The 26,763-nt window shown below is 66.0% G+C and carries 26 protein-coding genes; 19 read left to right on the plus strand and 7 right to left on the minus strand.

The window, feature by feature from the left end; translation table 11 throughout:
• The first annotated feature begins 96 nt into the window (after positions 1 to 96).
• The 10 genes from MU449_RS02435 (at position 97) to MU449_RS02480 (ending at position 10,209) form a co-directional block, all read left to right on the plus strand.
• Entirely contained in the window at positions 97 to 1,695 is a 1,599-nt protein-coding gene (locus tag MU449_RS02435; protein ID WP_244736420.1) for an ABC transporter substrate-binding protein, read from the plus strand.
• Positions 1,696 to 1,763: 68 nt separating this feature from the next.
• Complete coding sequence (locus tag MU449_RS02440) at positions 1,764 to 2,771, plus strand: ABC transporter permease subunit (protein ID WP_244736421.1); 1,008 nt, start codon at positions 1,764 to 1,766, stop codon at positions 2,769 to 2,771.
• A 7-nt stretch (positions 2,772 to 2,778) separates the two neighbouring features.
• Positions 2,779 to 3,672 carry an ABC transporter permease subunit gene (locus MU449_RS02445; RefSeq protein WP_244736422.1) on the plus strand — a complete coding sequence of 298 codons (894 nt, stop codon included), beginning with the start codon at positions 2,779 to 2,781 and terminating at the stop codon, positions 3,670 to 3,672.
• A gap of 1 nt (position 3,673) precedes the next feature.
• The gene (locus MU449_RS02450; RefSeq protein WP_244736423.1) at positions 3,674 to 4,525 is read left to right on the plus strand and encodes an ABC transporter ATP-binding protein; all 852 of its coding nucleotides are present in this window, start codon (positions 3,674 to 3,676) and stop codon (positions 4,523 to 4,525) included.
• Entirely contained in the window at positions 4,522 to 5,361 is an 840-nt protein-coding gene (locus MU449_RS02455; protein WP_244736424.1) for a dipeptide ABC transporter ATP-binding protein, read from the plus strand. Before MU449_RS02450 ends, MU449_RS02455 begins: the two co-directional genes overlap by 4 nt.
• A gap of 81 nt (positions 5,362 to 5,442) precedes the next feature.
• Positions 5,443 to 6,621, plus strand: coding sequence for an MFS transporter (locus MU449_RS02460; protein ID WP_244736425.1), 1,179 nt, complete (start codon positions 5,443 to 5,445; stop codon positions 6,619 to 6,621).
• A 130-nt stretch (positions 6,622 to 6,751) separates the two neighbouring features.
• Positions 6,752 to 7,372 carry a 30S ribosomal protein S4 gene (gene rpsD / locus MU449_RS02465; protein ID WP_244736427.1) on the plus strand — a complete coding sequence of 207 codons (621 nt, stop codon included), beginning with the start codon at positions 6,752 to 6,754 and terminating at the stop codon, positions 7,370 to 7,372.
• A gap of 139 nt (positions 7,373 to 7,511) precedes the next feature.
• Positions 7,512 to 8,597 carry a histidinol-phosphate transaminase gene (gene hisC / locus MU449_RS02470; protein ID WP_244736429.1) on the plus strand — a complete coding sequence of 362 codons (1,086 nt, stop codon included), beginning with the start codon at positions 7,512 to 7,514 and terminating at the stop codon, positions 8,595 to 8,597.
• Complete coding sequence (locus tag MU449_RS02475; protein ID WP_244738925.1) at positions 8,594 to 9,502, plus strand: prephenate/arogenate dehydrogenase family protein; 909 nt, start codon at positions 8,594 to 8,596, stop codon at positions 9,500 to 9,502. Before hisC ends, MU449_RS02475 begins: the two co-directional genes overlap by 4 nt.
• Positions 9,499 to 10,209 carry an extensin-like domain-containing protein gene (locus MU449_RS02480; protein ID WP_244736430.1) on the plus strand — a complete coding sequence of 237 codons (711 nt, stop codon included), beginning with the start codon at positions 9,499 to 9,501 and terminating at the stop codon, positions 10,207 to 10,209. The genes MU449_RS02475 and MU449_RS02480 overlap by 4 nt, the downstream gene beginning before the upstream one ends.
• Here MU449_RS02480 and MU449_RS02485 read toward each other — a convergent pair.
• From MU449_RS02485 to MU449_RS02495, 3 genes are read right to left on the minus strand one after another with little or no spacing between them, the layout of a single operon-like run.
• Entirely contained in the window at positions 10,206 to 11,711 is a 1,506-nt protein-coding gene (locus tag MU449_RS02485) for a peptidoglycan -binding protein (RefSeq protein WP_244736431.1), read from the minus strand. The genes MU449_RS02480 and MU449_RS02485 overlap by 4 nt on opposite strands.
• The gene (locus tag MU449_RS02490) at positions 11,711 to 12,940 is read right to left on the minus strand and encodes a biopolymer transporter ExbB (protein WP_425309862.1); all 1,230 of its coding nucleotides are present in this window, start codon (positions 12,938 to 12,940) and stop codon (positions 11,711 to 11,713) included. Before MU449_RS02490 ends, MU449_RS02485 begins: the two co-directional genes overlap by 1 nt.
• A 43-nt stretch (positions 12,941 to 12,983) precedes the next feature.
• Positions 12,984 to 13,505, minus strand: a complete 522-nt coding sequence (locus MU449_RS02495; protein WP_244736432.1) for a gamma-glutamylcyclotransferase — start codon at positions 13,503 to 13,505, stop codon at positions 12,984 to 12,986.
• A gap of 64 nt (positions 13,506 to 13,569) precedes the next feature.
• On the opposite strand from MU449_RS02495, the gene MU449_RS02500 reads away from it, so the two are divergent.
• Both MU449_RS02500 and MU449_RS02505 read left to right on the plus strand, forming a co-directional pair.
• Positions 13,570 to 14,508, plus strand: a complete 939-nt coding sequence (locus MU449_RS02500) for a DUF2125 domain-containing protein (RefSeq protein WP_244736433.1) — start codon at positions 13,570 to 13,572, stop codon at positions 14,506 to 14,508.
• Positions 14,509 to 14,610: 102 nt separating this feature from the next.
• A complete protein-coding gene (locus MU449_RS02505) occupies positions 14,611 to 14,988 on the plus strand; it encodes a DoxX family protein (RefSeq protein WP_244736434.1) in 378 nt (125 codons plus the stop codon).
• A gap of 27 nt (positions 14,989 to 15,015) precedes the next feature.
• On the opposite strand, the gene clpA is transcribed toward MU449_RS02505, so the two are convergent.
• Both clpA and gloB read right to left on the minus strand, forming a co-directional pair.
• Positions 15,016 to 17,334, minus strand: coding sequence for an ATP-dependent Clp protease ATP-binding subunit ClpA (gene clpA, locus MU449_RS02510; protein WP_244736435.1), 2,319 nt, complete (start codon positions 17,332 to 17,334; stop codon positions 15,016 to 15,018).
• Between the two features lie 180 nt (positions 17,335 to 17,514).
• Entirely contained in the window at positions 17,515 to 18,282 is a 768-nt protein-coding gene (gene gloB, locus MU449_RS02515; protein WP_244736436.1) for a hydroxyacylglutathione hydrolase, read from the minus strand.
• Positions 18,283 to 18,361: 79 nt separating this feature from the next.
• On the opposite strand from gloB, the gene MU449_RS02520 reads away from it, so the two are divergent.
• From MU449_RS02520 to MU449_RS02550, 7 genes are all read left to right on the plus strand, one after another.
• A complete protein-coding gene (locus MU449_RS02520; RefSeq protein WP_244736437.1) occupies positions 18,362 to 19,117 on the plus strand; it encodes a hypothetical protein in 756 nt (251 codons plus the stop codon).
• A gap of 197 nt (positions 19,118 to 19,314) precedes the next feature.
• Positions 19,315 to 19,875 (plus strand): F0F1 ATP synthase subunit delta, encoded by a 561-nt coding sequence (locus MU449_RS02525; protein WP_244736438.1) that lies wholly within the window; start codon positions 19,315 to 19,317, stop codon positions 19,873 to 19,875.
• Positions 19,875 to 21,413 carry a F0F1 ATP synthase subunit alpha gene (gene atpA / locus MU449_RS02530; RefSeq protein ID WP_244736440.1) on the plus strand — a complete coding sequence of 513 codons (1,539 nt, stop codon included), beginning with the start codon at positions 19,875 to 19,877 and terminating at the stop codon, positions 21,411 to 21,413. The genes MU449_RS02525 and atpA overlap by 1 nt, the downstream gene beginning before the upstream one ends.
• A 22-nt stretch (positions 21,414 to 21,435) precedes the next feature.
• Entirely contained in the window at positions 21,436 to 22,308 is an 873-nt protein-coding gene (locus tag MU449_RS02535) for a F0F1 ATP synthase subunit gamma (protein ID WP_244736441.1), read from the plus strand.
• Between the two features lie 20 nt (positions 22,309 to 22,328).
• Positions 22,329 to 23,756 (plus strand): F0F1 ATP synthase subunit beta, encoded by a 1,428-nt coding sequence (atpD, locus tag MU449_RS02540; RefSeq protein WP_244736442.1) that lies wholly within the window; start codon positions 22,329 to 22,331, stop codon positions 23,754 to 23,756.
• 9 nt (positions 23,757 to 23,765) lie between these two features.
• Complete coding sequence (locus tag MU449_RS02545; RefSeq protein ID WP_244736443.1) at positions 23,766 to 24,164, plus strand: F0F1 ATP synthase subunit epsilon; 399 nt, start codon at positions 23,766 to 23,768, stop codon at positions 24,162 to 24,164.
• Between the two features lie 104 nt (positions 24,165 to 24,268).
• Positions 24,269 to 24,622, plus strand: coding sequence for an H-type lectin domain-containing protein (locus MU449_RS02550; protein ID WP_244736444.1), 354 nt, complete (start codon positions 24,269 to 24,271; stop codon positions 24,620 to 24,622).
• Between the two features lie 4 nt (positions 24,623 to 24,626).
• Here the strand turns inward: MU449_RS02550 and MU449_RS02555 are convergent, their stop codons facing one another.
• Both MU449_RS02555 and MU449_RS02560 read right to left on the minus strand, forming a co-directional pair.
• The gene (locus tag MU449_RS02555; protein ID WP_244736445.1) at positions 24,627 to 25,643 is read right to left on the minus strand and encodes a ribose-phosphate pyrophosphokinase; all 1,017 of its coding nucleotides are present in this window, start codon (positions 25,641 to 25,643) and stop codon (positions 24,627 to 24,629) included.
• An 87-nt stretch (positions 25,644 to 25,730) separates the two neighbouring features.
• On the minus strand, positions 25,731 to 26,762 hold the full coding sequence (locus MU449_RS02560) for a threonine aldolase family protein (protein ID WP_244736447.1): 1,032 nt from the start codon (positions 26,760 to 26,762) through the stop codon (positions 25,731 to 25,733).
• Position 26,763 lies beyond the last annotated feature (1 nt).

Here is a 26,763-nt window from a genome sequence, read left to right on the forward strand (position 1 = left end):
CCGCTTGCCTGAACCGCCATTTGCGAAAATCATGCGGCGGCAGTCATGTTGCGTAAGGGCCGAATGAACGGCCCGCGCATATCGGGAGGTAACTGTATGAAATTCGCCCATCTTCTCGCCGCCTCGACGCTGGCCGTCATGGCCGCCGGCGGCGTGCACGCCAAGACGCTGGTCTATTGCTCGGAAGGCTCGCCCGAAGGGTTCGACGCCGCCGCGACCACCGCCGGCACCACGATGGACGCCGCCGCGGGCACCATCCTGAACGGTCTGGTGCAGTTCGAGCCGGGCACGACCAACGTCCAGCCCGCCCTGGCCGAAAGCTGGGAGGTCAACGAGGACGGCACGGAATACACGTTCAAGCTGCGTCCGGGCGTGAAATTCCATACGACCGACTATTTCACACCGACGCGTGACGTGACCGCCGACGACGTGATCTTCTCGTTCGACCGTCAGGGCAATGCCGACAGCCCGTGGATCAACTATCTGCCGGGCATCAGCTACGAGTATTACAACTCGATGGAAATGCCGGCCCTGGTGAAAGAGATACAGAAGGTCGACGACCTGACGGTGAAGTTCGTGCTGACCCGCGCCGAAGCGCCGTTCCTTGCGAACCTCGCGATGCCCTTCGCCTCGATCATCTCCAAGGAATATGCCGACCAGCTGGAAGCCGACGGCAACCTGTCGGCGCTGAACAGCCAGCCGATCGGCACCGGCCCCTACCAGTTCGTCGCCTATCAGCCGGATGCGGTCATCCGCTATCAGGCGAACCCCGATTACTGGAACGGCGCGCAGGCGATCGACGATCTGGTCTTCGCCATCACCCCCGATCCGGCGGTGCGCCGTCAGCGTCTGGAAGCCGGCGAATGCCATGTCATGCCCTATCCCGCTCCGGCGGATATCGAGGCGCTGAAGGGCAACGACACCCTTCAGGTGATGGAGCAGGCGGGCCTGAACGTCGCCTATCTGGCCTACAACACCACCATCGCGCCGTTCGACAATCCCGAAGTGCGTCGCGCGCTGAACATGGCGATGAACAAGGAAGCGCTGGTCGAGGCGGTGTTCCAGGGCACGGGCGTCGTGGCCAAGAACCCGATCCCGCCGACCATGTGGTCCTATAACGACGCGGTCGAGGACAACCCCTACGATCCCGAAGGCGCCAAGGAAATCCTGGCGGCCGAAGGCGTGGACGGCCTGACGATGGAAGTCTGGGCGATGCCGGTGCAGCGTCCCTACATGCCCAACGCGCGCCGCACGGCCGAACTGATCCAGGCCGACTTCGCCGAAGTGGGCGTGAACGTGAACATCGTCTCCTATGAATGGGGCGAGTATCTCAAGCGGTCCACCGATCCGACCCGCACGGGCGCGGTGATCCTGGGCTGGACCGGCGACAACGGCGATCCGGACAACTTCCTGGCCGTGCTTCTGGGCTGTGCTGCGACCGGCGACGGCGGTGCGAACCGCGCCCAATGGTGCAACGAGGATTTCGACAAGCTGATCCAGGATGCCAAGGTCACGACCGACGTGGCCGAGCGCACCCGCCTGTATGAAGAGGCGCAGGTCGTCTTCAAGGACCAGAACCCTTGGGCCACGCTGGCGCATTCCACCGTCTACATGCCGATGTCGGCCAAGGTTCAGGGCTATGTCATGAACCCGCTGGGCCGTCACAGCTTCGAAGGTGTCGACCTGGCCGAGTGATCGGTCTGCATGGCAATCGGCGCGCCGAAGGGTTTCCTTCGGCGCGCCCTTAACATTCCTGGGGTCCCATGATCCGATTCTTCTTCGGCAAACTGGCCTATCTGATCCCGACCTTCATCGGGATCACCGTGGTCGCCTTCGGTTTTGTCCGCCTGCTGCCGGGCGATCCGGTCCTGCTGATGGCGGGAGAGCGGGGGATCACCCCCGAACGCCACGCCCTGCTGTCGGCGCAACTTGGCTTCGACCGGCCGATCGTGATGCAGTATCTCGATTTCGTCGGCGGCCTGTTCCAGGGGGATTTCGGGACCTCGCTGGCCACCCGCCGCCCCGTTCTGGGCGAGTTTCTGACGCTGTTCCCCGCCACGGTGGAACTGGGGCTTTGCGCCATCCTTCTGGCCACGCTGATCGGGATCCCGCTGGGCGTGTTCGCCGCGATCAAGCGTGGCAGCGCGTTCGACCAGATTTCCATGGGGGCGGCGCTTGTGGGCTATTCCATGCCGATCTTCTGGTGGGGGCTGCTGCTGATCATCCTGTTTTCGGGCATCCTTGGCTGGACGCCGGTGTCGGGACGGATCGATCTTTTGTATTTCTTCCCCAATGGCACGGGCTTCATGCTGATCGACAGCCTGATGTCGGGGCAATCGGGCGCCTTCCGCTCGGCGCTGAGCCATCTGATCCTGCCGTCCATCGTGCTGGCGACGATCCCGATGGCCGTCATCGCGCGGCAGTCGCGGTCGGCCATGCTGGAGGTGCTGTCCGAGGATTACGTGCGCACCGCACGGGCCAAGGGCATGACGCCGTGGCGGGTCGTGGGCATTCACGCGCTGCGCAACGCGATGATCCCGGTCATCACCACGATCGGCCTGCAGATCGGCGTGCTGATGGCGGGCGCGATCCTGACCGAGACGATCTTTTCCTGGCCGGGCATCGGCAAGTGGATGATCGATTCCATTTCGCGGCGCGATTATCCGTCGGTGCAGGGGGGCCTCTTGCTGATCGCGGGGATCGTGATGATCGTGAACCTGGTGGTCGATCTGCTGTATGGCATCATCAATCCGCGCATCCGGCATTCGTGAGGCATCCATGACCGATACAACCCATACCTCTTCGGAACGCGGACGCCTGCTGCGCGAATTCTGGTTCTATTTCTCGGAAAACCGTGGCGCGGTGATCGGGCTGGTGGTGTTCGCGCTGCTGGTTCTGGTGGCGATTTTCGCCCCGCTGATCGCCCCGCACAATCCCATCCAGCAATACCGGCAGTTCCTTCTGGTCCCGCCCGCGTGGCAGGACGGGGGCACCGCGCAATTCCTTCTGGGCACCGACGCGGTGGGGCGGGACGTGCTGTCGCGCCTGATCTTCGGCGCGCGGCAATCGCTGGTCATCGGTCTGGTCGTCGTGGCCATCGCCGTCATCGGCGGGATCGTCCTTGGCCTGCTGGCGGGCTTTTTCGGCGGCTGGATCGACACGGTGATCATGCGGGTGATGGACGTGATCCTGGCGTTCCCCTCGCTTTTGCTGGCGCTGGTGATGGTGGCGATCCTGGGGCCGGGCCTGATCAACGCGATGATCGCCATCGCCATCGTGCTGCAACCGCATTTCGCCCGCCTGACCCGGGCGGCGGTGATGGCGGAAAAGAACAAGGAATACGTCATGGCGGCCCGCGTGTCGGGCGCGGGGCGGCTGCGGCTGATGGTCAAGACCATCCTTCCCAACTGCATGGCCCCGCTGATCGTGCAGGGAACGCTGTCGTTCTCGACCGCGATCCTTGACGCCGCGGCGCTTGGTTTTCTTGGCATGGGCGCGCAACCGCCGCTTCCCGAATGGGGCACCATGCTGGCCGAGGCGCGGGAGTTCATCCTGCGCGCCTGGTGGGTCGTGACCTTCCCCGGCCTTGCCATCCTGATCACGGTTCTGGCGATCAACCTCGTGGGCGACGGCCTGCGCGACGCGCTCGACCCGAAACTGAAGCGGAGCTGACATGGCCCTTCTGGAAATCCGTAACCTCAACGTCAGCTTTGCCACCTCCACCGGCGCGTTTCACGCGGTGAAGGGGCTGGATCTGACGGTGCATGAACGCGAAGTGCTGTCCATCGTCGGGGAATCCGGCTCGGGCAAATCGGTGTCGATGCTGGCGGCGATGGGGCTTCTGCCCAAGACCGCCACCGTCACCGCCGACGTGATGACCTTTGACGGGCGCGATCTCTTGTCCATGTCGGACAAGGACCGCCGCGCGATCATCGGGCGGGAGATCTCGATGATCTTTCAGGAGCCGATCGCCTCGCTCAACCCCTGTTTCACCGTGGGGTATCAGATCGAGGAGGTGCTGCGCGCCCATCTGGGTCTGGGCCGGGCCGAGCGGCGCGCCCGCGCGATCGAGCTGTTCACCGCCGTGGGCATCCCCGACCCGGAGGCCAAGCTGTCGGCCTATCCCCACCAGATGTCGGGCGGGCAGTGTCAGCGGGTGATGATCGCCATTGCCATCGCCTGCAAACCCAAGCTGCTGATCGCGGACGAGCCGACCACCGCGCTGGACGTGACGATCCAGAAGCAGATCCTCGATCTGCTGATGGCGTTGCAGGAGGAGACGGGGATGGGCATGATCATGATCACCCATGACATGGGCGTGGTGGCCGAAACCGCCGACCGCGTCATCGTCAAATACAAGGGCCGCAAGATGGAGGAGGCCGACGTGCTGACCCTGTTCGAGGCGCCCGCCCACCCCTATACCAAGGCGCTGCTGTCGGCCCTGCCGGAACATGCGACGGGCGACCGTCTGTCCACCGTGTCCGATTTCATCGACCCCGCCACCCTGCAGGAGGACGCGCGATGACGGTCGTTCTGGAAGCCCGCAACATCGTGCGGGATTACGCGACCTCGGGCGGGATGTTCCGCCCGGCGGGCACGGTGCGGGCGCTCAAGGGCATCTCGTTTTCCGTGGAGCAGGGCAAGACGCTGGCCATCGTCGGGGAATCGGGGTGCGGCAAGTCCACGCTCGCCCGGATCCTGACGCTGATCGACCCTGCGACCGAGGGGCAGCTTCTGATCGACGGGCAGGCGGTGGACATTCGCCACATGACCCCCGACCTGCGCCGCAAGGTGCAGATCGTGTTCCAGAACCCTTACGGCAGCCTGAACCCCCGCCAGAAGGTGGGCGACATGCTGATGGAACCGCTGATCCTGAACACCAAGGACAGCGCGGCCACGCGGCGGGACAAGGCGATGGCGATGCTGACTAAGGTCGGCCTGCTGCCCGAGCACTTCAACCGCTATCCGCACATGTTCTCGGGCGGGCAGCGGCAGCGGCTCGCGATCGCCCGCGCGCTGATGGTGAACCCGCGGCTTCTGGTTCTGGACGAACCCGTATCGGCGCTGGATCTGTCGGTGCAGGCGCAGGTGCTGAACCTGCTGGCGGACCTTCAGGACGAATTCGACCTGACCTATGTCTTCATCAGCCACGATCTGTCGGTCGTACGCTACATCGCGGACGAGGTGATGGTGATGTACAAGGGCGAGGTCGTGGAGCATGGAACCCGCGACGCGGTGTTCGATGCGCCGCAGCATGACTACACCCGCAAGCTGTTCACGGCGACGCCCGTTACCGATCTGGACGCGATCCGCGCCCGCATCGCTCGGCGCCGGACCGCAGGTATCGGCGTCGGGGTCTGACGTCCAGCCTCACGGCCGGGGCGGGTTGTGCCGACCCCGGCCGTGGGATAGGTCAGGGGTTCCAACCCTGCCGAGGACCCCATGCCCCACGCAAACCTGCGTGCGATGACGGTGTTCGGGACGCTGGCGGTGACATTGTTCTCGCTCGGCGCCTCGGTCCCGACACCGCTTTACCCCCTGTTCCAGGCCAGCTACGGGCTGGCCGCCTTCGACCTGACGCTGATCTTCGGCATCTATGTCGTCTTTCTTCTGGCCGCGCTGCTGTGTGGCGGGCGGCTGTCGGACCATCTGGGGCGCAAGCCGGTCATCGCGATGGCGCTGGTTCTGAACCTCTTGGCCATCGCGCAGTTCACCTTTGCCGACGGGCTGACGGCCCTGTTGATCGCGCGCGCGGTGCAGGGCGTGGCGATGGGGCTGGCACTGCCGACGCTGGGGGCCGCCATCGTGGACGGCGATCATGAGCGGGGGCCGGTCCTGAATTCCATCGCGCCGTTCATCGGCATGTCGGTGGGGGCGCTGGGATCGGGTGTGCTGGCCACTTATGCCCCCTGGCCGATGATCATGCCGTTTCTGGTGATGGGGGCCTGGACGCTGGTCCAACTGATCTCCCTTCCCAAAATGCCGGAGACGGTGCCGCCGAAACCGGGGGCGATCGCCTCGCTTATCCCGCGGCTGGGTTTGCCGGTCGCGGCACGGACGACGTTTTCGCTGGTGGTGCCGCCGGTTCTGGCCGGTTGGGCCTTGGGCGGGCTGTTCATGTCGCTGATGCCGTCGATCCTGCAATCGGCGGTGCGGGCGGACCCCAAGCTGATCTCGGGGGCCACGGTGTTCCTGCTGATGGGCGGGGCGCTGATCGCCGTGCTGTGGGGGCGCAAGCGGGATGCGGGGCGGATGCTGCGCTTTGGCTGCCTGACGCAGGTCATCGGGGTGCCGATGGTGATTCTGGGGGTGGAGACGGGGAACATCGCCATCCTGCTTTCGGGAACGGTCATTGCCGGACCGGGGCAGGGGCTGATGTTCTCCTCCGCGATGCGCCTGCTGTTGCCGCTGGCCCTGGGGCATGAACGGGCGGGGATGATCGCGCTGTTCCTGGCCCTCAGCTATGTCACGATGGCGGTGCCGGCGGTTCTGGCCGGGATGGCGGTGGGGACCTTCGGCCTGTTGCAGGTGGCGCTGGTTTACGGCGCGGCGATCGTGGCGGTGCAGGGCGTGTCGCTGGCCCGCCTGCTGCGCGACGCCCGCGCGCCCGCGCCCTGTTGACACCCCGGGCGCGGCCTGTATAAGCGCGCGATCATTTGGTGTTGGTGGACCCCGCAAGGGGAAACCTGTCGCCCGCCCGGACAGCATCCGGAACGGAAAGGACAACGCCCTTATTCAAAGGAGATCAGCGGTGACCAAACGCACCTCTGCCAAATACAAGATCGACCGCCGCATGGGCGAAAACATCTGGGGCCGTCCGAAGTCCCCGGTGAACAAGCGTGAATACGGCCCCGGCCAGCACGGCCAGCGCCGCAAGAACAAACTGTCGGACTTCGGCACGCAGCTGCGCGCGAAGCAGAAGCTCAAAGGCTATTACGGCGATCTGACGGAAAAGCAGTTCCGCCGCATCTTCGCCGAGGCCGAGCGTCTGAAGGGCGACACCTCCGAAATGCTGATCGGCCTGCTGGAGCGTCGTCTGGACGCCGTGGTCTATCGCGCGAAATTCGTCCCGACCGTCTTTGCCGCACGTCAGTTCGTGAACCACGGCCACGTGCTGGTCAACGGCAAGCGCGTGAACATCGGCTCCTACCGCCTGCGCGAAGGCGATGTGGTGGAGGTCAAGCAGTCCTCCAAGCAGCTCGCCATCGTTCTGGAAGCCGTGGCGCTGGCCGAACGTGACGTGCCCGATTATGTCGAGGTGGATCATTCGAAGATGACCGCGACGCTGACCCGCACGCCGGGCCTGTCGGACGTGCCCTATCCCGTCGTGATGGAGCCGAACCTGGTCGTCGAATTCTACGCGCAGAACTGATCCCTTCGGGGTGTTCTGCGAAAGGCCGCTGCGGGAAACCGTGGCGGCCTTTTTCGTTCCGGCCGGTGCGCGCGACGTTTCTTCTGGCATGGCCGGGCACGCGACGTTAGAACCCGAAGGGCCAGAGGACCCGAGGATCATGACGAACGCCATTGCCCCCCAACCCGGAATACTCGACATCGCTTTGTATGAGGGCGGGAAAAGCCATGTGGCGGGGGTGTCGAACATCCTGAAGCTGTCCTCGAACGAAAATCCCGCCGGCCCGTCGGAAAAGGCCAAGGAGGCGTTCGCCCGCTCGGCCCACACGCTCCACCGCTATCCCGGCACCGATCACGCAAGCCTGCGCCAGGCGATCGCCGACGTGCACGGGCTGGATGCCGCGCGGATCATCTGCGGCGTCGGTTCGGATGAGATCATCACCTTTCTCTGCCAGGCCTATGCGGGCCCGGGGGACGAGGTTCTGTTCACCGAACACGGGTTCCTGATGTATCGCATCTCGGCCCTGGCGGTCGGTGCCACGCCGGTGGAGGCGCCCGAGCGCGAGCGGATGACGGATGTGGACGCGATCCTTGCGGCCTGCACCGAACAGACCAAGCTGGTTTTCATCGCCAACCCGAACAACCCGACCGGCACGATGATTTCCGCGTCCGAAATGGCGCGGCTGGCGGCAAACATTCCGCCGCAGGCGATTCTGGTGATCGACGGGGCTTATGCCGAATATGTGCAAGGCTACGACGCCGGGGCCAATCTGTCGGAAGCACGGGAAAACGTGGTGATGACGCGCACCTTCTCCAAGATCTATGGTCTGGGTGGGCTGCGGATCGGCTGGGGTTACGGCCCCAAGGCGATCATCGACGTGCTGAATCGCATCCGCGGGCCGTTCAACCTGTCCACCACGCAGCAGGAGGTGGCGGAGGCCGCCGTGCGCGATCAGGACTGGGTGCAGCGGTGCCGGGCCGAAAACGCCCGCTGGCGCGTCTGGCTGGCCGAGGCGTTGGCCGAGATCGGGGTTCCTTCGGACACGTCGATGGCGAATTTCATCCTGGCCCGTTTCGCCGACGCGGCCGAGGCCGAGGCCTGTGACGAGTTTCTGCAAAGTCAGGGGCTGATCGTGCGGCGGGTCTCCAGCTATAAGCTGCCCCACTGCCTGCGGATCACCGTGGGGGATGAGGCGTCCTGCCGCCGGGTCGCCCATGCCGTCGCGCAGTTCAAGGGCCTGCGCTGATGATCTATGACCGCGTGGCGCTGATCGGGCTGGGGCTGATCGCGTCGTCCATGGGCCATGCGATCAAGGCGGCGGGGCTGGCGAACGCGGTCGGTTTCGACACGGACGCATCCGTGCGGCAGGTCGCGCGGGACGTGGGGTTCTGCACCGTGGTGGACAGCTTGGCCGAAGCGGTGGCCGGGGCCGATCTGGTCGTGCTGGCCGTGCCGGTGGGCGCGATGGGGGATGTGGCCGCCGCCATGGCCCCGCATCTGAAGCCGGGGGCGACGGTCACGGATGTGGGGTCGGTCAAGCAGGCGGTGATCGCCGCCGTGGCCCCGCATATCCCGACCGGCGTGCATTTCGTGCCGGGTCATCCGCTGGCCGGCACCGAATATTCCGGGCCCCGCGCCGGGTTCGCCACCCTGTTTCAGGATCGCTGGTGCCTGCTGATCGACGACGGCGCGGATGCTGACGCCCTGAGCCGCCTTCGGACCTTCTGGGAGGGGATGGGCGCGAATGTGGATGTGATGGACGCGGCGCATCATGATGTCGTCATGGCCGTCGTGTCGCACACGCCGCACCTCATCGCCTATACCATGGTGGGGGTGGCCGAGCATGTCCGCCGCGTGTCCGACAGCGAGATCGTGAAGTATTCCGCCTCGGGTTTTCGCGATTTCACGCGCATCGCCTCAAGCGATCCGACGATGTGGCGCGACATCTTCCTGACGAACAAGGACGCGGTTCTGGATATCCTGGGCCGCTTTTCCGAGGAGTTGTTCGCCCTGCAGCGTGCGATCCGCATCGGCGACGGGAATCATCTGCACGACTATTTCACCCGCACCCGCGCGATCCGGCGCGGCATCGTGGAGGCGCGGCAGGACACCGCCGCGCCGAACTTCGGCCGGGGCGGGGAGCGGGGGTGAGGGGCGCGTGGATCGCGGCGCTGGTGCTGGCAGCGACCCCGGTGGCCGCCGCGCCTGACGCCTCGATCCGGCCCGAACACCGCCCGGCCCATGCCGAGGGGGCGGAGGGTCCAGCCGCGACCTCGCCCCTCCCGCGCGCCCGACCGGTCCGGCCGGCCGCCGCGCCGGGCACAGTGCCCCAGCCCCCCGCACCGGGCCTGTTATGCGGCATTCCCGGCCTGAAGGGGGAACGCCGCGCGCCGATTGCCGCGCAGGTCAACGGCTGCGGCATCGCGAATCCCGTGCGGCTGACCGAGGTGTCGGGCGTGCGCCTGTCGGAGCCTGCGGATGTGGACTGCTCCATCGCCGTGGCCTTGGACACGTGGGTGCGGACGGTGCTGCAACCCGGCTTCGACAACCGGGTGCGGCAGTTGGACGTGGCGGGGGCCTATGTCTGCCGCGGGCGCAACCGCGTGGCGGGGGCCAAGATCAGCGAGCATGGGCGCGGGCGGGCCATCGACATCCGCAGTCTGGTGATGACCGATGGCAGCCGCGTGTCGGTGGCGCGGGACTGGAACCGGGGGGATGCGGGGCGGCGGATGGTGGAGGCCTATACGCGCGGTTGCGGCATCTTCGGCACCACGCTCGGTCCGGGCTCCGACGGGTATCACGAGGATCACATGCATTTCGATGTGCCCCTGACCCGACGAAGCCCGTATTGCCGTTAGCGTTCCGTCAGTTTCAACTCGATCCGCCGGTTCTGCGCCCGCGCCTCGGGTGAATCGCCCTCCGCCACGGGGCGGTATTGGGCGAACCCGGTCGGGGCCAGACGGTCGGCGGGAAAGCCCAGACTGTCCTGCATGTAGCGCACGACGGACAGGGCGCGGGCCTGGCTCAGCTCCCAGTTGTCACGGAACTGGCCGGTGCCGGACAGGGGGGTGTCGTCGGTATGGCCGTCCACGCGCAGGATCCAGTCGATATTGGACGGAATCTCCCCCGCGATGTCGCGCAGGGTGGTCGCCACCTCGGCGATCTGGCGGCGGCCCTCGTCGGACAGGTCCGCGGCGCCCACGTTGAACAGCACCTCGGACGAAAACACGAAGCGGTCGCCCACGATCCGCACGCCCTCGCGGTCGGCCAGAATGTCGCGCAGCTTGCCGAAGAATTCGGACCGATAACGTTCCAGCTGCTCCGCCTCGGAGGCGAGGCGGATACGTTCGGCCTCCTCGATCTCGGCGCGGCGGCGCTGTTCCTCGGCGGCGCGGGCCAGGGCGACGTTCAACTGGTTGCCCAGATCGTCGATCCGCGCCTCTTGCGTGTCGCCGGTGGCGGTCTGCAGGTTCAGCGCCTGTTGCAAGGCCCCCAACTGGGCGCGCAGGGCCGCGACCTGTTGGTTCAGCGCCGCCGTCTGGCGTTCGGCCTCGGTCGATTTCGTGCGTTCGGCGGCCAGCGCCGCTTCGGCCACGGCCACCAGATCGCCACGCGCGGCGGCCTGCGCGGCCTCGGTCTGGGCACCGGCCAGCAGGGTCAGCGTCTCCTCGGCCTGCTTGCGCTGCTCCTCAAGGTTCAGGCTCATCGCCGTCAGTTCGGCTTCGGAATTGCGCAGGCGTTCGCGCAGGGCTTCGGCCGCGGCGGCGTCCACCATGCGGGCGGCTTCGGCCTCCGACAGGGCGGTCTGGGCCGTGGCCTGATCGGTCCGCAATTCCGCCACCATCGCCTCGATCGCCTCGCGCCGGGCGGCGGCCAGACGGGCGGCTTCGGCCTGCGCGTCGATTTCGGACCGGGCCGAGGCGAGGGCGAGGTTCAGCGCCTCCTCCCGCCCGACCGCGTCGTCGCGCGCCTGCGCCGCCTGATCGCGCGCCACGATCAACGAGGCCACCTGATCCTCGAAACTGGCGACGCGGGCGGTGGCGTCGTCCAGCCGTCCGGTCAGCGTGGCGGCAAGTTCGGCCTGCCGGTCGCGTTCCGCCGTCGCCGCGTCCAGATTGCCCGCCAGATCCTGCGCCCGACGCTGCTCCATCCCCAGCCGTTCGGACAGGGTCGCGACCTCCGCGCTCAGGCTGTCGAGTTCGGAGCCTTGCGAGGTAATGGTGTCGCGCAGCACCGATTGCACGACCAGAAAGATCGTCAGCACGAACATCAGCACCAGCAAAAGCGCGGTCATCGCATCCACGAAACCGGGCCAGATCTGGCTTTCGCGGGGCCGCCCGCCGCGACGGGACAGGGCCATCAGATTTCCCCTTTCGCCGCCAGACGAAGCGTTTGCGTCAACTGCGCCAGATCGGCGCGCAGTTCATTGACGCTTTCCTGTCGCCCGGCCGCCATCTCCTCCAACACGCGCAGAAGATGGGTGTCGATGGACCGCAGGCGGGCGCGGTATTCGGCGTCGGCATGGGGGGCGTCCTTGGCGGCGGACACCTCCATCGCGTCGGCCATGCGCGACTGCCCTTCGGCAATGCGCGACAGGGCGGCGGTCTGGTGCTCGGACAGGCGGGCATGGGCCTGATCCTGCGCTTCCACCCGGCCCAGCAGACCGCCGATGGCCTGCGCCAATTCGCTCGTGCGGTCGTCGGAGGCGGCGCGGATCGCTTCGCCCTGCGCCACCAGTTCGCGCAATTCGTCCATCTGCACGCTCATCTGGTCCAGAACGCCGGCGACGCCCGCCTCCTCTCCATCGGCAAAGCCAAGACGGGTGATGGAGGACAGCCATTCCTCCAGCTCCTGATGAAAGCGCGTCTGGGAATGCGAAGCGAACAGCGCCAGAAGCCCCACGACCAGCGACCCCGCCAGTCCCAGAAGCGAGGAGGAGAAGGCCGTTCCCATCCCGTCCAGCTGGTTCTGCAGGCCCGTCATCAGCCGCGACATCACCTCCACCCCGCTGGAGGAGGCGCCGTCCTGCGGGGCCAGGTTGCGGATCGTTTCCACCAGCGCGGGGACAGTGGTCGCAAGGCCATAGAAGGTGCCCAAGAGGCCGAGGAAGATCAGCAGGCTGCCCAGATAATGCGACACCTCCCGCGATTCATCCAGACGTGCGCCGACCGAATCAAGGATCGTGCGGGAGGAGGAGGCCGAGATGCGGCTGTTTCCTGTGCGCATCCGCAGAAGGTTCGCCAGCGGCAGCAGCATCCCCGGAGGGCTGGCCTGCACCCCCTTGCGTTGCACGAACGCCTCGATCCACGTCACCGACTGCATCAGGCGCACGACGCTGGCGAAGGTCAGCACAACCCCGATCAGGAAGACCAGGGTGATGAAGCCGTTCAGCCAGATCTTGGCCACGAACAGCGGCCAGACATGCGGCCAGGCCAGCGCCACGCCGACGCCGACCATGACGATGACCAGCGCCATCACCACAAGCTGCCGCAGGGGTTGGGTGAACACGTTGGCGGGCCGCACGATCGGGCCGGGGCGGAGGGCGGTCAGGGGTTTTTCCACGGGAGGGCGGGCCTTTGGATCGGTCATTTGTGGCCACGATAGGGACAGCCGCGCCATCTGCCAACCGTGTTCAGGGCTGTTCGCGCACTCGATTGGCAAGTGTGCGAAGTTCGTCATCGGGCAGGCCCAGATCGTCCAGACAGCGCAGGGTGTTGAACAGGTAATCGCGGTTGGGTCCCCGCTGGCCGTGGGCGGCGGCGATCATGCGCGCCTGCGTGTCCATATCGTGAAGGCAATACTGCACATGATCCGGGTCGATGACATAGGTCAGGGCGGTCACCGCGGGATCGGCCAGGGGCAGGCGCATTTCGTGATAGGCGTCCGAAACCAGTTCGCGTTCGCGCAGCGCGAACAGGGCCGCCGCCTCGGTCCCCCGGGCCACCAGAAAAGCCACGCCGTGGCAGACGGCCCCCGCCGCCCGGTCCAGCGCCAGCACCAGGCCGGGGCGTTCCGGCGTGCCGCGATAATGCACGGAGGCCATGCAGAAGCTGCGCCGCCACCCCTCCAGCCGCGCGGGCACCTGCCGTTCCACCGCAAAGCACGGATCCCAGATCAGCGAGCCATAGCCGAACACCCAGAGCCGTTCCGTCATCCGCTGGTCCTTTGCGCGCCCCGCCGTTATGCCTTTGGCGTAGCGGGCGACAAAGGCGGGTTCAATGCGGTTTCTGAAATGGGTCATCATCCTGTGTGCGCTGTTCGCGCTGTATTGGGTGGGGGGGCATCACCTGTTTTCAAACGGGCTGCGCGACTGGCTGGCGGCGCAGGAACGGGCGGGGCGCATGGCGCAGGTGCAGGATCTGACGACAGGGGGCTTTCCAGCGGACTTCGCGGCGGACGGGAAGGGAGTGCTGATCTCCGATCCCGCGTCGGGCTGGGGCTGGATGGCCGAAGGGGCGCATGTCTCGGTGCCCGCCTGGTGGCCGTTCCGCGTGAATGCCCAAGTGACGGGGCGGCAGGTGATCGACACGCCGACGGGGCAGATCGACCTTCTGGCCGAAGGGATGGCGGGCCATGTCGGCCTGAACGCCACGCTGGCACCCGTGTCGGGGGAACTGACCTCCGGCCCGATCCATGCGGCAACGGCCCAGGGGACGTTGCGGGCGGATGACCTGCGCATCGGCAGCGACCGGACCGAGGGACGCACCCACCGCCTGACCGCCGATGCGAACGGCTTGGCCGTGGAGGCGGGCGACATCCGTCTTGGCGACGGCCGCCTGCACCTGATCGCCGACGTGACGCTGGCCGAGGTGGTGGAGGGTCTGGCCGATGCCGTCGCCGTGCCGGTGGATGCCCTGCGGATCGAGGCGGGGGAACTTCGGCTGGGCGACATGGCCGTGCAGATCTCGGGCGATCTGGTGTCGGACGGGCGGGGCTTTGCCGCCGGCGACCTGACGCTGCGGATGGAGAATTGGCCCGCGGCCCTGAAACTGGCCGTCGATACCGGGGTGCTGCCCGCCGGTCAGGCCCGCACGCTGGAAGGGGGCTTTCGCCTGATGGCCGGGGGCGGCGACGCGCTGAACGTGCCGCTGTCGCTGGATGGGGGGATGATCCGCCTGGGCCCGCTGCCCCTCGGACCTGCCCCCCGCTTTCGATAGGCGCACAGGTCCTGTGCCGTGATGATGGTTTGGGGATGGGGGGGTGCGTGCTAAGGCAGCCCTATCCCAACGCGGCCTGGCCGCCATCATTCAAGGACGACCATGGAAAACCTCTCCCGCTATCAGCCCGCAGCCCTGTCCCTTCTGCGCGTGGCCGCTGGCCTCCTGATCCTCAGCTATGGCACGATGAAGGTGCTGCATTTTCCGGTGGGGATGCAGCCGCCCGTGGGGTCGATGGGCTGGATTGCCGGGTGCATCGAACTGATCGGCGGGGCGCTTCTGACCATCGGGCTGTTCGCCCGCCCTGCCGCCTTCGTCCTGTCGGGCCTGATGGCCTGCGCCTATTTCATTGCCCATGCGCCGAACGGGTTTTTCCCCGCGCTGAACGGCGGGTCGCTGGCGATGATCCTGTGCTTCACGTTCCTGTATCTGTCCGTGGCCGGGCCGGGGCCGTATTCGGTGGATGCGAAACGCGCATGAAAAAAGGCCCCCGAGGGGGCCTTTTCCTTATTCGGCGGTCAGGAGGGGCGGGCGCTGGTTGGCGATCCGCCCTTTCTGTTCGTCGATCTGCAACTCGATCTTGTCGTCCTTGACGACGACCTTGACGATCCCGCCCTTGGTCAGCCGACCGAACAGCAATTCCTCGGCCAGGGGCTTCTTGATGTTTTCCTGAATGACGCGGCCCAGGGGGCGCGCGCCCATCCGGTCGTCATAGCCCTTTTCGCCTAGCCAGGCCGCCGCTTCGGGCGTCAGTTCGATGTGGACGTTGCGGTCCATCAACTGCGCCTCAAGCTGCAGGACGAACTTCTCCACCACCTGCAGGATGATCTCACGTCCCAGCGGCGCGAAGGAGATGATGGCGTCCAGACGATTGCGGAACTCGGGCGTGAAGGTCCGCTCGATGGCGGCGGTATCCTCGCCCTCGCGCCGGTCGCGACCGAAGCCGATGGCCGATTTCTGCAACTCCGCCGCACCGGCGTTGGAGGTCATGATCAGGATCACGTTGCGGAAATCCACCTGCCGGCCGTTGTGGTCGGTCAGCTTGCCGTGGTCCATCACCTGCAGCAGGATGTTGTAGACGTCCGGGTGCGCCTTCTCCATCTCGTCCAGCAGCAGGACGCAATGGGGATGCTGGTCCACGCCGTCCGTCAACATGCCGCCCTGATCGAAACCGACATAACCGGGAGGGGCCCCGATCAGACGGCTGACCGCGTGCTTCTCCATATACTCCGACATGTCGAAGCGCAGCAGTTCCACGCCAAGGGTGGAGGCCAGTTGCTTGGCCACTTCCGTTTTCCCGACGCCCGTCGGACCCGCGAACAGATAGTTGCCGATGGGCTTTTCCGGTTCGCGCAGGCCGGCCCGTGCCAGCTTGATGGCCGAGGCCAGCGCCTCGATCGCCTTGTCCTGACCGAAGACCATGCGCTTCAACGTCGGCTCCAGTTCACGCAGAACCTCGGCATCGTCCTTGGACACGTTCTTCGGCGGGATGCGGGCGATCTTGGCGACGACGGCCTCGATCTCCTTCACGCCGATGGTCTTGCGCCGCTTGCTGTCCGACAGCAGGTGCTGCGCCGCGCCCGCCTCGTCGATCACGTCGATGGCCGAATCCGGCAGCTTGCGGTCGTTGATATAGCGCGAGGCCAGTTCCACCGCCGTCTTGATCGCGTCGTTGGTGTAGCGGATGTCGTGGTGATCCTCGAAATGCGGTTTCAGGCCCGTCAGGATCTTGATCGAATCCGGAATGGAGGGTTCGTTCACGTCGATCTTCTGGAACCGGCGCGACAGGGCGCGGTCCTTTTCGAAATGCTGGCGGAACTCCTTGTAGGTGGTGGAGCCCATGGTCCGCAGCTTGCCGCCCGACAATGCCGGTTTCAGCAGGTTCGACGCATCCATCGCCCCGCCCGAGGTCGCCCCCGCACCGATGACGGTGTGAATTTCGTCGATGAACAGGATCGCGTTGGGGTGATCCTCCATCTCCTTGACGACGGCCTTGAGCCGCTCCTCGAAATCACCGCGGTAACGGGTTCCGGCCAGAAGCGCGCCCATGTCGAGGCTGTAGATCGTGGCCCGGGCCAGAATGTCCGGCGTCTGGCCGTTGATGATCTTCCACGCCAGGCCTTCGGCGATGGCGGTCTTGCCCACGCCGGGATCGCCCACCAGAAGCGGGTTGTTCTTGCGGCGGCGGCACAGGACCTGGATGCAGCGCTCCACCTCTGCCTCGCGACCGATCAGCGGGTCCACATCGCCCTTCTTCGCCTTCACGTTCAGATCGACGCAGTATTTCGACAGGGCCGACTCCTTGGCCTCCCCGGCTTCGCCCTTGGGCGTCTCATGGTGCGGCTCCTCGGCCCCCGACACGCCGCGATTCTCGCCATAGGCCGGGTCCTTCGCCACGCCATGCGCGATGAAGTTCACCGCGTCATAGCGGGTCATGTCCTGTTCCTGCAGGAAATAGGCCGCGTTCGATTCCCGTTCGGCAAAGATGGCGACAAGGACGTTCGCCCCCGTCACTTCGGTCCGCCCCGAGGATTGGACATGGATCGCCGCGCGCTGGATCACGCGCTGGAAGGCGGCGGTCGGCACGGCTTCGGACCCCTCGACCGACGTCACGAGGGTGGAGAGGTCGTCGTCGATGAACTCGACCAGCGTCTTGCGAAGCTCGTCCATGTCCACCGCGCAGGCCTTCATCACCCGCGCCGCGTCCGGTTCGTCCAGAAGGGCCAGAAGGAGGTGTTCAAGTGTGGCGAGTTCATGGCGGCGGGCGTTCGCCAGCGCCAATGCGCCGTGAATGGCTTGCTCAAGGGTGTTGGAAAAAGATGGCACGGTGTGGTGCTCCTGTCCTTGGGAGGCGCCCGGCGGGACCGTGCGACTCTGGCCTCTTGCCCTTAAAGATCGGTGATTTCCGCCGCGCTTCAAGTGGGAATGCAAAACCGTGCGACATTCGGACGGTTTTGCAGTGAAAAGTGATCGCCCGGCCCGGTCCGGGCATGAAATGCGGGCGGATCAGAAACTGTCCTTGCGGCGTCGCACTTCGGCGAACACCGCGGCATCGTCGTCATCGACCATGCCGAGCGCGGCCTTGACCACCGGAAGGTTCGCACGAAGGAACGGGTTGGTCGCCAGCTCCTCGGACAGGGTGGACGGGACGGTGGGGGTGTTGTCGTCCCGGGCCGCCTCGACCGCCGCGATACGCGAGATAAGCATCTCGTTCTCCGGTTCAAGGGTTAGGGCGAAGCGCAGGTTCGACAGGGTGTATTCGTGCCCCGAACAGATCCGCGTCTCGGGCGGCAGGGCCGACAGCTTGGTCAGGCTGTCCCACATCTGCTCGGGCGTCCCCTCGAACAGCCGCCCGCAGCCCCCCGCCATCAGGCTGTCGCCGGTGAAGGCCAGTTCCGGTTCGGGCAGGTGAAAGGCGATGTGGCCGACGGTGTGCCCCGGCACGTCGATGACGCGGACCGGCGTGCCCAGAAGGTCCAGCACGTCGCCCTCCGTCACCTCGATGTCGAGTTCGGGCAGGCGGGCCACGTCGGCCTTGGCGCCGACGACCTTCGCGCCGGTCGCCGCCCGCAGCTTGGCCACGCCGTCGATGTGATCGCCGTGGTGGTGGGTCAGCAGGATATGCGTCAGCGGCCATTCGCGCGACGCAAGGACCACGAGGATCGGATTCGCTTCCGGCACATCGACGGCGATCGTTTCGCGCGTGTCGGTGTTGTGGACCAGGAAGGCGTAGTTGTCCTTCAGGCAGGGAATGGTCATCAGTTCGAGGGGCATGGCGTTTCTTTCAGGGGGACCGTAACGTTGAACGAACGATACGGCATTTCCGATCCCTGTCTTTCTGCATTTGGTGTCCATGTATCTTGATGTTCTGGATCTTCGCAATTTCTACTATCGCACGCAGTTGGGGCGGGTGGCGCAGCGCGGCATCCGCGACCGGGTCATGGGTCTCTGGCCCGAGGCGAAGGGGCAGACCGTGGTGGGCTTCGGATTCGCGGTCCCGCTTCTGCGCCCCTATCTGGGGACGGCGCGGCGGGTGATCGGTCTGATGCCGGGCGCGCAGGGCGTGATGCCCTGGCCCGCGGGAATGGAAAACGTGTCGGTCCTGACCGAAGAGACGTCCTGGCCGATCGAAACGGGCATGGTGGACAAGCTGGTGCTGCTGCATGGGCTGGAGCCGTCGGACCATCAGGCCGACCTCTTGGAGGAGTGCTGGCGGGTGCTGGGGCCAGGGGGACGGGCGCTGTTCATCGTGCCGGCGCGGTCGGGGTTGTGGGCGCGCACCGAACGGACGCCCTTCGGATTCGGCCGCCCCTATTCCGCCAATCAACTTGAGGCGCAGTTGCGACGGCATTCCTTCGTGCCCGAAGGGGCGTATTCGGCCCTGTTCGCGCCGCCGTCGCACAAGCGGTTCTGGCTGCGCACGGCGGGCGTGTGGGAGCGCGCGGGGCGTCGTCTGGCCCCGTGGCTTGCGGGGGGCGTGGTGATGGTGGAGGTGTCCAAGCAGGTCTATGCCCCGCGCAAGCCGGGGCTGAAGGCCGCCGTGGCCCGCCCCTTGCGCGCACTGGAAGGTGTGGCCCAGCCACCCGCCCTGCCCAGCCCGCGCGGATAGGGACCGCGGGCCGGGATCTGTCGGGGGTGCGGCAAAAAGGCCGTGGGAAACCCGCCACAGGCTACGGCTTCACAGTTGCGGCATGTCGCAGGCTCTGATAAACGAACGCCGAATTGCGAATGTGCCGGATGGGCGCATTTGTGCGCATTGATGGCGGCCCACCTCTTGCCGCCGGACCAAGTCTTGAAAGGGTCGACGTGTCTGAACCAGCCTCGATTTCCTCTGGCATCGCGACACGCTACGCGACGGCCGTGTTCGAACTGGCGAAAGACGCCGCCGCCATCCCGTCGCTGGAATCCGATCTGGATGCGCTGGACGCCGCCCTGGAGGGCAGCGCCGATCTGCGCGACTTCATCGCCTCGCCCCTGCGGACGCGGGCCGAGCAGGAGGCGGGCATCACGGCGCTGGCGCGCAAGATGGGCCTGTCGGATCTGGTGACGAACACGCTGGCGGTGATGGCGCAGAAGCGGCGTCTGTTCACCCTGCCGCGCGTGATCCAGGCCCTGCGCGACCTGATCGCCGAGGATCGGGGCGAAGTGACGGCCGAGGTCACCTCGGCCACCGCCCTGACCCCGGATCAGGCCGCGAAACTGTCGGAAACGCTGAAGGCCAAGGCCGGACGTGAAGTGAAATTGAAAACCGCCGTCGACGAAGCGCTGATCGGCGGTCTCGTCGTCAAGCTCGGCTCGACCATGATCGACACGTCGGTCCGCTCGAAGCTCGCGGCTCTCCAGAATACCATGAAAGAGGTTGGATAATGGCAATCCAGGCTGCTGAGATCTCTGCGATCCTTAAAGAGCAGATCAAGAACTTCGGTCAGGATGCCGAAGTGGCCGAAGTCGGTCGCGTCCTGTCGGTCGGCGACGGGATTGCCCGCGTCTATGGCCTCGACAGCGTTCAGGCTGGCGAGATGGTCGAATTCCCCGGCGGCATCCGCGGGATGGCGCTGAACCTTGAAACCGACAATGTCGGCGTCGTGATCTTCGGCGACGACCGCGGCATCAAGGAAGGCGACACGGTCAAGCGCACGCAGTCCATCGTGGACGTGCCGGTGGGCGATGCCCTTCTGGGTCGCGTCGTGGACGGTCTGGGCAACCCGCTGGACGGCAAGGGTCCGATCGCCGCGACCGAGCGTCGCGTGGCCGACGTGAAGGCCCCGGGCATCATCCCGCGCAAGGGCGTGCACGAACCGATGGCGACCGGCATCAAGTCCGTGGACGCGATGATCCCGGTGGGCCGTGGCCAGCGCGAGCTGATCATCGGCGACCGTCAGACGGGCAAGACCGCGATCGCGCTCGACACGATCCTGAACCAGAAATCCTACAACGAGGCGGCCGGGTCGGACGAATCGAAGAAGCTCTATTGCGTCTATGTCGCGATCGGGCAGAAGCGGTCCACCGTGGCGCAGCTGGTGAAGAAGCTGGAAGAAACCGGCGCCATGGCCTATTCGATGGTCGTCGCCGCCACCGCCTCGGACCCCGCGCCGATGCAGTATCTGGCCCCCTATGCCGCGACCGCGATGGCGGAATACTTCCGCGACAACGGTCGTCACGCGCTGATCATCTATGATGACCTGTCCAAACAGGCCGTGTCCTATCGTCAGATGTCGCTGCTGCTGCGCCGTCCGCCGGGCCGCGAAGCCTATCCGGGCGACGTGTTCTACCTCCACTCCCGCCTGCTGGAGCGTTCGGCCAAGCTGAACAGCGATTTCGGTTCGGGCTCGCTGACGGCGCTGCCGATCATCGAAACGCAGGGCGGCGACGTGTCGGCCTTCATTCCGACCAACGTGATCTCCATCACCGACGGTCAGATCTTCCTTGAGACGGAGCTGTTCTATCAGGGCATCCGCCCGGCCGTGAACACCGGTCTGTCGGTGTCGCGCGTGGGCTCCTCGGCCCAGACGGACGCGATGAAGTCGGTCGCGGGCTCGGTGAAGCTGGAGCTGGCGCAGTATCGCGAAATGGCGGCCTTCGCGCAGTTCGGCTCGGATCTGGATGCGGCGACGCAACAGCTTCTGAACCGTGGCGCGCGCCTGACCGAGCTGATGAAGCAGCCGCAATACGCGCCGCTGACCAATGCCGAGATCGTCTGCGTCATCTTTGCAGGCATCAAGGGCTACCTCGACAAGATCGCCGTCAAGGACGTGGGTCGGTTCGAGGAAGGTCTGCTGCAGTATCTGCGCACCGACCGGAAGGATCTTCTGGACGACATCACCCAGAACGACCGCAAGGTGAAGGGCGAGCTGGAAGAGAAGATTCGCGCGGCCTTGGACGCTTTTGCCAAAGACTTCGCCTGAGGGCGGGGCAGGGAGATAACACATGCCCAGCCTTAAGGACCTTAAGAACCGGATCGGAAGCGTCAAGAACACGCGGAAGATCACGAAGGCGATGCAGATGGTCGCCGCCGCGAAGCTGCGCCGGGCGCAGGACGCGGCGGAGGCGGCGCGCCCCTATGCCGACCGGATGAACGACGTGATGGCGGGGCTGGCCGGCTCGGTCCAGGGTGACGGGGCCCCCCGTCTTCTGGGCGGGACGGGCAAGTCGCAGACGCATCTTCTGGTCGTGATGACGGCGGAACGCGGCCTGTGCGGGGCCTTCAACTCCTCCATCGTGCGCAAGGCGCGGGTGCAGATCCAGGAACTGCTGGCCGCGGGCAAGACCGTGAAGATCCTGACCGTGGGCCGCAAGGGCCGCGACCAGCTTCGTCGCGATTACGCCAACCTGTTCGTCGGCCATGTCGACCTGAGCGAGGCCAAGCGCATCGGTTACGTCAACGCCCAAGGGATCGCGCGCGACATCCTGTCCCGCTTCGACGAGGGCGAGTTCGACGTGGCGACGATCTTCTATGCCCGCTTTCAGTCGGTCATCAGCCAGGTGCCGACGGCGCAGCAGGTGATCCCGGCGGTGTTCGAGGCGTCCACGGCGGGGTCCGAGCGTCCGGCCTACGATTACGAACCGTCCGAGGAAGGCATTCTGGCCGACCTTCTGCCCCGTGGTGTGGCGACGCAGATCTTCACGGCGCTGCTTGAGAATGCCGCGTCCGAACAGGGCGCGCGGATGAGCGCGATGGACAATGCGACCCGCAACGCGGGCGACATGATCAACGACCTGACGATCGAGTACAACCGGACCCGCCAGGCCGCGATCACCAAAGAGCTTATCGAAATCATTTCGGGCGCCGAGGCGCTCTGATCCCCGAACGGAGAAACGACATGGCACAAGCAGCACAAGGCAAGGTGACCCAGGTCATCGGCGCCGTCGTGGACGTGCAGTTCGAAGGGCCGCTGCCCGCGATTCTGAACGCGCTGACGACGGACAACAACGGCAAGACGCTGGTTCTGGAAACGGCGCAGCATCTGGGCGAAAACACCGTTCGGGCCATCGCGATGGACGCGACCGAAGGTCTGGTGCGCGGCGCGGCCGTGACCGATACGGGCGCCCCGATCACGGTGCCGGTGGGCGACGCGACGCTGGGCCGCATCCTGAACGTCATCGGCGAACCGATCGACGAAGCGGGCCCCGTGGATGCCGGCGAATCCCGTGCGATCCACCAGCCCGCCCCGGAATTCGACCAGCAGGCGACGACCTCGGAAATCCTCGTCACCGGCATCAAGGTCATCGACCTTCTGGCCCCCTATGCCAAAGGCGGCAAGGTCGGTCTGTTCGGCGGCGCGGGCGTGGGCAAGACGGTTCTGATCATGGAATTGATCAACAACATCGCCAAGGTGCACTCGGGCTATTCCGTGTTTGCCGGGGTGGGGGAGCGGACCCGTGAGGGCAACGACCTTTACCACGAGATGATCGAATCGGGCGTCATCAAGCCCGACAATCTGGCGGAATCGAAGGTGGCGCTGGTGTACGGCCAGATGAACGAGCCTCCGGGCGCCCGCGCGCGCATCGCGCTGACCGGCCTCACGCTGGCCGAACAGTTCCGCGATTCGTCGGGCTCGGACGTTCTGTTCTTCGTGGACAACATCTTCCGCTTCACGCAGGCCGGGTCCGAAGTGTCGGCTCTGCTGGGTCGTATCCCGTCCGCCGTGGGGTATCAGCCGACGCTGGCGACCGACATGGGCGCGATGCAGGAACGCATCACCTCGACCAAGAACGGCTCGATCACCTCGATCCAGGCCGTCTATGTTCCGGCGGACGACCTTACCGACCCGGCACCCGCCACGACCTTCGCGCACCTTGACGCGCGGACGGTTCTGTCGCGTGCGATCTCGGAACTGGGCATCTATCCGGCGGTCGACCCGCTCGACAGCTCGTCGCGCCTGATGGACCCGCAGATCTTGGGCGAGGAGCATTACAAGGTGGCGCGTGACGTGCAGGGCATCCTGCAACGTTACAAGTCGCTGCAGGACATCATCGCCATCCTCGGCATGGACGAACTGTCCGAGGAGGACAAGCTGACCGTGGCCCGCGCCCGGAAGATCCAGCGCTTCCTGTCGCAGCCGTTCGACGTGGCAAAGGTCTTCACCGGCGCCGACGGCAAGCAGGTTCCGCTGGAAGACACCATCTCGTCCTTCAAGGCGGTTGTGGCCGGTGAATACGATCACCTGCCGGAAGCGGCCTTCTACATGGTCGGCGGGATCGAGGAAGTGAAAGCCAAGGCCGAGAAGCTCGCCAAGGCTGCGGCGTAAGGGGATACCATGGCCGATACCCTTCAATTCGATCTCGTCTCGCCCGAGCGGAGCCTGGCTTCGGTCGCCGCGACCGAGGTTCAGATCCCGGGGGCCGAAGGCGACATGACGGTGATGGCGGGGCATGCCCCCCTCATCACCAGCCTGCGCCCCGGCATCCTGAAGGCCATCGGTCCGCAGGGTCATCTGACCTATGCCGTGACCGGCGGCTTTGCCGAGGCGACCGGACCGTCCCTGTCGGTGTTGGCGGAAAACGCCATCCCGGTGGAGGAAGCCACGGCCACGGTCTTTGACGAACTGGTGGCCGAGGCGCGCAGCCTGGCCGAAGTGGCCTTGCCCGAGGATCGGGCGGCGGCGGAAAAGAAGGTCAGCGACATGATCGCGCTTCGTGCGGCCGCCGGTCACTGAGATTCCCGCTAAGATTGTATTCAAAAGGCCCGTCGCGCGTTGCGATGGGCCTTTTTCTTGGGCTGTGACCTGCTAGTCTGCGGCGAACAACAGATATGCGGCCCATGAAATACATCACGTCCCCGTCCACGATCGCCATTGCCCAAGGGTCGAAGCTGCTCTTTTCGGATTTCGCGGATGGGGGGGAGATGTGGACCGGCCTTGGTCCGCGGGAACGCCGCCACCGCATCCAGTTCGACGCGGCGTTTCTGGCGCCCCCGACGATCATGGTGGGGATGGGCATGTGGGATCTGGGGCCCGATACCCCGGCGCGCGGCGACATTCAGGCCGAGAATGTCGGGCGCGACGGCTTCGATCTGGTGTTTCGCACCTGGTCGGACACGCGGGTGGCCCGGGTCCGCGCCGATTGGACAGCCATCGGCGCGGTGATGTCGGACAGCGACTGGGACGTCGAATGACCGCTCAGCGGTTGTAGAGGCCTTCGTAGATCGGAACCAGCGTGTCCGTCTCGAACAGTGAGGATACGGAGGTGCCGTTCCACGTGTTCAGGATGGCCTGGGCGAACATCGGCGCGGTGGGCACGATGCGGATGTTGGGGCAGGCCTTCACCGCCTCCGTCGGCTCGATCGAATCGGTGATGACCAGCGATTTCATGACCGATTTCGACACCCGTTCCACCGCCGGACCGGACAGGACGCCGTGGGTGATATAGGAATGCACCTCGGTCGCGCCGTTCTCGGTCAGCACCTCGGCCGCCTTGCACAGCGTGCCTGCGGTGTCGCAGATGTCGTCCACGATGATGCAGGTCTTGCCCTGCACGTCGCCGATCACCGTCATCTCCGCCACTTCGCCCGCCTTTTCACGCCGCTTGTCGACGATGGCGAGGGGGGCGTTGATCCGCTTGGCAATCTCTCGCGCGCGGGCGACGCCGCCCACGTCGGGCGAGACCACCATCACGTCGTTCAAGCGGCCGCGGAAGGTGTGTTCGATGTCCAGCGCGAAGATCGGCGCGGAATAGAGGTTGTCCACCGGAATGTCGAAGAACCCCTGGATCTGCGTCGCGTGCAGGTCCAGCGTCAGGATGCGGTCCACCCCCGCCTCCACCAGCAGGTTCGCGACCAGCTTGGCGGAAATGGGCGTGCGGGCCTTGGCGCGGCGGTCCTGACGGGCATAGCCGAAATAGGGGATGACGGCGGTGATCCGGTCTGCCGACGACCGGCGCAGCGCGTCGGTGATGATCAGCAGTTCCATCAGGTTGTCATTGGCGGGGTTCGAGGTCGGCTGGATGACGAACATGTCCTCGCCCCGGACATTCTCATAGACTTCGACGAAGATTTCCTGATCGTTGAACCGCTCCACCCGCGCGTCGACAAGGCTGACGGCCATGCCGCGATGCACCGCCATACGGCGGGCGATGCCCTTGGCAAGGGTCATGTTGGCGGTGCCGGAAATCAGTTTCGGCTCGGTCAAAGCGGGCATGCGGGCTATCCTTGGCAGCGGAATCGACGCGTGACGCATAGCACCCCCGGCCCCCAAGGCAAATGTCGGAAGCCGGTTTCGCACAGTTTATCCGCGAAGGTGGCCCAGAAACCGATCCACATCCGCGTCCGTGGTGTTCCAGGATGTCACCAGACGCGCCCCCAACGGATGATCCACGGTCTTGTTGAGGTAGTAGGACGCCCCTGCCGCCCGGGCGCGGGTATGCGCCGCCTCGGGGACATCGGCGAAGACGATGTTCGCCTCGCACGGATGGATCAGCCGTCCGCCGGGAATGCTCTCGATCCCACGGGCCAGACGCTGCGCGGCGGCGTTCGCCTGCCGGGCCAGACGCAGCCACAGCCCGTCCTGCAAATAGGCCAGCATCTGCGCCGAAAGATAGCGGTGCTTGGAAAACAGATGCCCACCCCGCTTGCGTCGCCGTTCGAACTCGGTCGCGCGCGCGGGATCGAACAGGATCACCGCCTCGACCCCAAGAAGCCCATTCTTGGTGCCGCCCAGCGTGACGATGTCGACCCCCGCCTTCCACGTCATGTCGGCGGGGGAGGCGTTGGTGGCGACCAGCGCGTTGGCGAACCGCGCGCCGTCCAGATGCACCCCCAGATCCGCCGCGCGGGCGATGGCCGTCAGCTCGGCGATCTGGTCGGGGGAATAGACGGTGCCAAGCTCGGTCGTGTTGGTCAGTGTCAGGGCGGCGGGCAGGGCGTTGTGAATCGACGCCGGCGTCATCCGGCCCAGCGTTGCGCGCAGGGCGTCGGGGTCCATCCGGCCGTCCGCGCCGGGGACCAGAACCAGCTTGCCGCCATCCATGAAGAATTCGGGGGCATTGCCTTCGTCCATCTGCACATGGGCGGTGCTGTGGCACAGGGCGGCCCCCCAGGGCGGGCACAGACAGGCCAAGGACAACGAGTTCGCCGCCGTGCCCGTCGCCACCAGATAGACCGCCGCCTCGGGCGCCTCGAACACCTCGCGCACGGTGTGGCGGACCTGATCCATGATCGTGTCATGGCCATACGGCATCTCGGCCCCGGAATTGGCGCGCATCAGCGCATCCATCACCTCGGGCGGGACGCAGGAGGCGTTGTCGGAGCTGAAGAACATG

The organism is Falsirhodobacter halotolerans (assembly GCF_022899245.1).
GTDB lineage: Bacteria > Pseudomonadota > Alphaproteobacteria > Rhodobacterales > Rhodobacteraceae > Falsirhodobacter > Falsirhodobacter halotolerans.

What these genes read in the sequence shown, in the direction of transcription:
- MU449_RS02485 (WP_244736431.1), bottom strand. Translation starts at nt 11,711, where the DNA reads ATGGCCCTGTCCCGTCGCGGCGGGCGGCCCCGCGAAAGCCAGATCTGG.
- gloB (WP_244736436.1), bottom strand. Translation starts at nt 18,282, where the DNA reads ATGCCCCTCGAACTGATGACCATTCCCTGCCTGAAGGACAACTACGCC.
- MU449_RS02440 (WP_244736421.1), top strand. Translation starts at nt 1,764, where the DNA reads ATGATCCGATTCTTCTTCGGCAAACTGGCCTATCTGATCCCGACCTTC.
- MU449_RS02505 (WP_244736434.1), top strand. Translation starts at nt 14,611, where the DNA reads ATGGAAAACCTCTCCCGCTATCAGCCCGCAGCCCTGTCCCTTCTGCGC.
- MU449_RS02495 (WP_244736432.1), bottom strand. Translation starts at nt 13,505, where the DNA reads ATGACGGAACGGCTCTGGGTGTTCGGCTATGGCTCGCTGATCTGGGAT.
- MU449_RS02545 (WP_244736443.1), top strand. Translation starts at nt 23,766, where the DNA reads ATGGCCGATACCCTTCAATTCGATCTCGTCTCGCCCGAGCGGAGCCTG.
- MU449_RS02455 (WP_244736424.1), top strand. Translation starts at nt 4,522, where the DNA reads ATGACGGTCGTTCTGGAAGCCCGCAACATCGTGCGGGATTACGCGACC.
- atpA (WP_244736440.1), top strand. Translation starts at nt 19,875, where the DNA reads ATGGCAATCCAGGCTGCTGAGATCTCTGCGATCCTTAAAGAGCAGATC.
- MU449_RS02535 (WP_244736441.1), top strand. Translation starts at nt 21,436, where the DNA reads ATGCCCAGCCTTAAGGACCTTAAGAACCGGATCGGAAGCGTCAAGAAC.
- MU449_RS02460 (WP_244736425.1), top strand. Translation starts at nt 5,443, where the DNA reads ATGCCCCACGCAAACCTGCGTGCGATGACGGTGTTCGGGACGCTGGCG.
- atpD (WP_244736442.1), top strand. Translation starts at nt 22,329, where the DNA reads ATGGCACAAGCAGCACAAGGCAAGGTGACCCAGGTCATCGGCGCCGTC.
- MU449_RS02450 (WP_244736423.1), top strand. Translation starts at nt 3,674, where the DNA reads ATGGCCCTTCTGGAAATCCGTAACCTCAACGTCAGCTTTGCCACCTCC.
- MU449_RS02555 (WP_244736445.1), bottom strand. Translation starts at nt 25,643, where the DNA reads ATGCCCGCTTTGACCGAGCCGAAACTGATTTCCGGCACCGCCAACATG.
- MU449_RS02445 (WP_244736422.1), top strand. Translation starts at nt 2,779, where the DNA reads ATGACCGATACAACCCATACCTCTTCGGAACGCGGACGCCTGCTGCGC.
- MU449_RS02500 (WP_244736433.1), top strand. Translation starts at nt 13,570, where the DNA reads ATGCGGTTTCTGAAATGGGTCATCATCCTGTGTGCGCTGTTCGCGCTG.
- MU449_RS02550 (WP_244736444.1), top strand. Translation starts at nt 24,269, where the DNA reads ATGAAATACATCACGTCCCCGTCCACGATCGCCATTGCCCAAGGGTCG.
- MU449_RS02490 (WP_425309862.1), bottom strand. Translation starts at nt 12,940, where the DNA reads ATGACCGATCCAAAGGCCCGCCCTCCCGTGGAAAAACCCCTGACCGCC.
- hisC (WP_244736429.1), top strand. Translation starts at nt 7,512, where the DNA reads ATGACGAACGCCATTGCCCCCCAACCCGGAATACTCGACATCGCTTTG.
- MU449_RS02435 (WP_244736420.1), top strand. Translation starts at nt 97, where the DNA reads ATGAAATTCGCCCATCTTCTCGCCGCCTCGACGCTGGCCGTCATGGCC.
- MU449_RS02520 (WP_244736437.1), top strand. Translation starts at nt 18,362, where the DNA reads ATGTATCTTGATGTTCTGGATCTTCGCAATTTCTACTATCGCACGCAG.
- MU449_RS02560 (WP_244736447.1), bottom strand. Translation starts at nt 26,762, where the DNA reads ATGTTCTTCAGCTCCGACAACGCCTCCTGCGTCCCGCCCGAGGTGATG.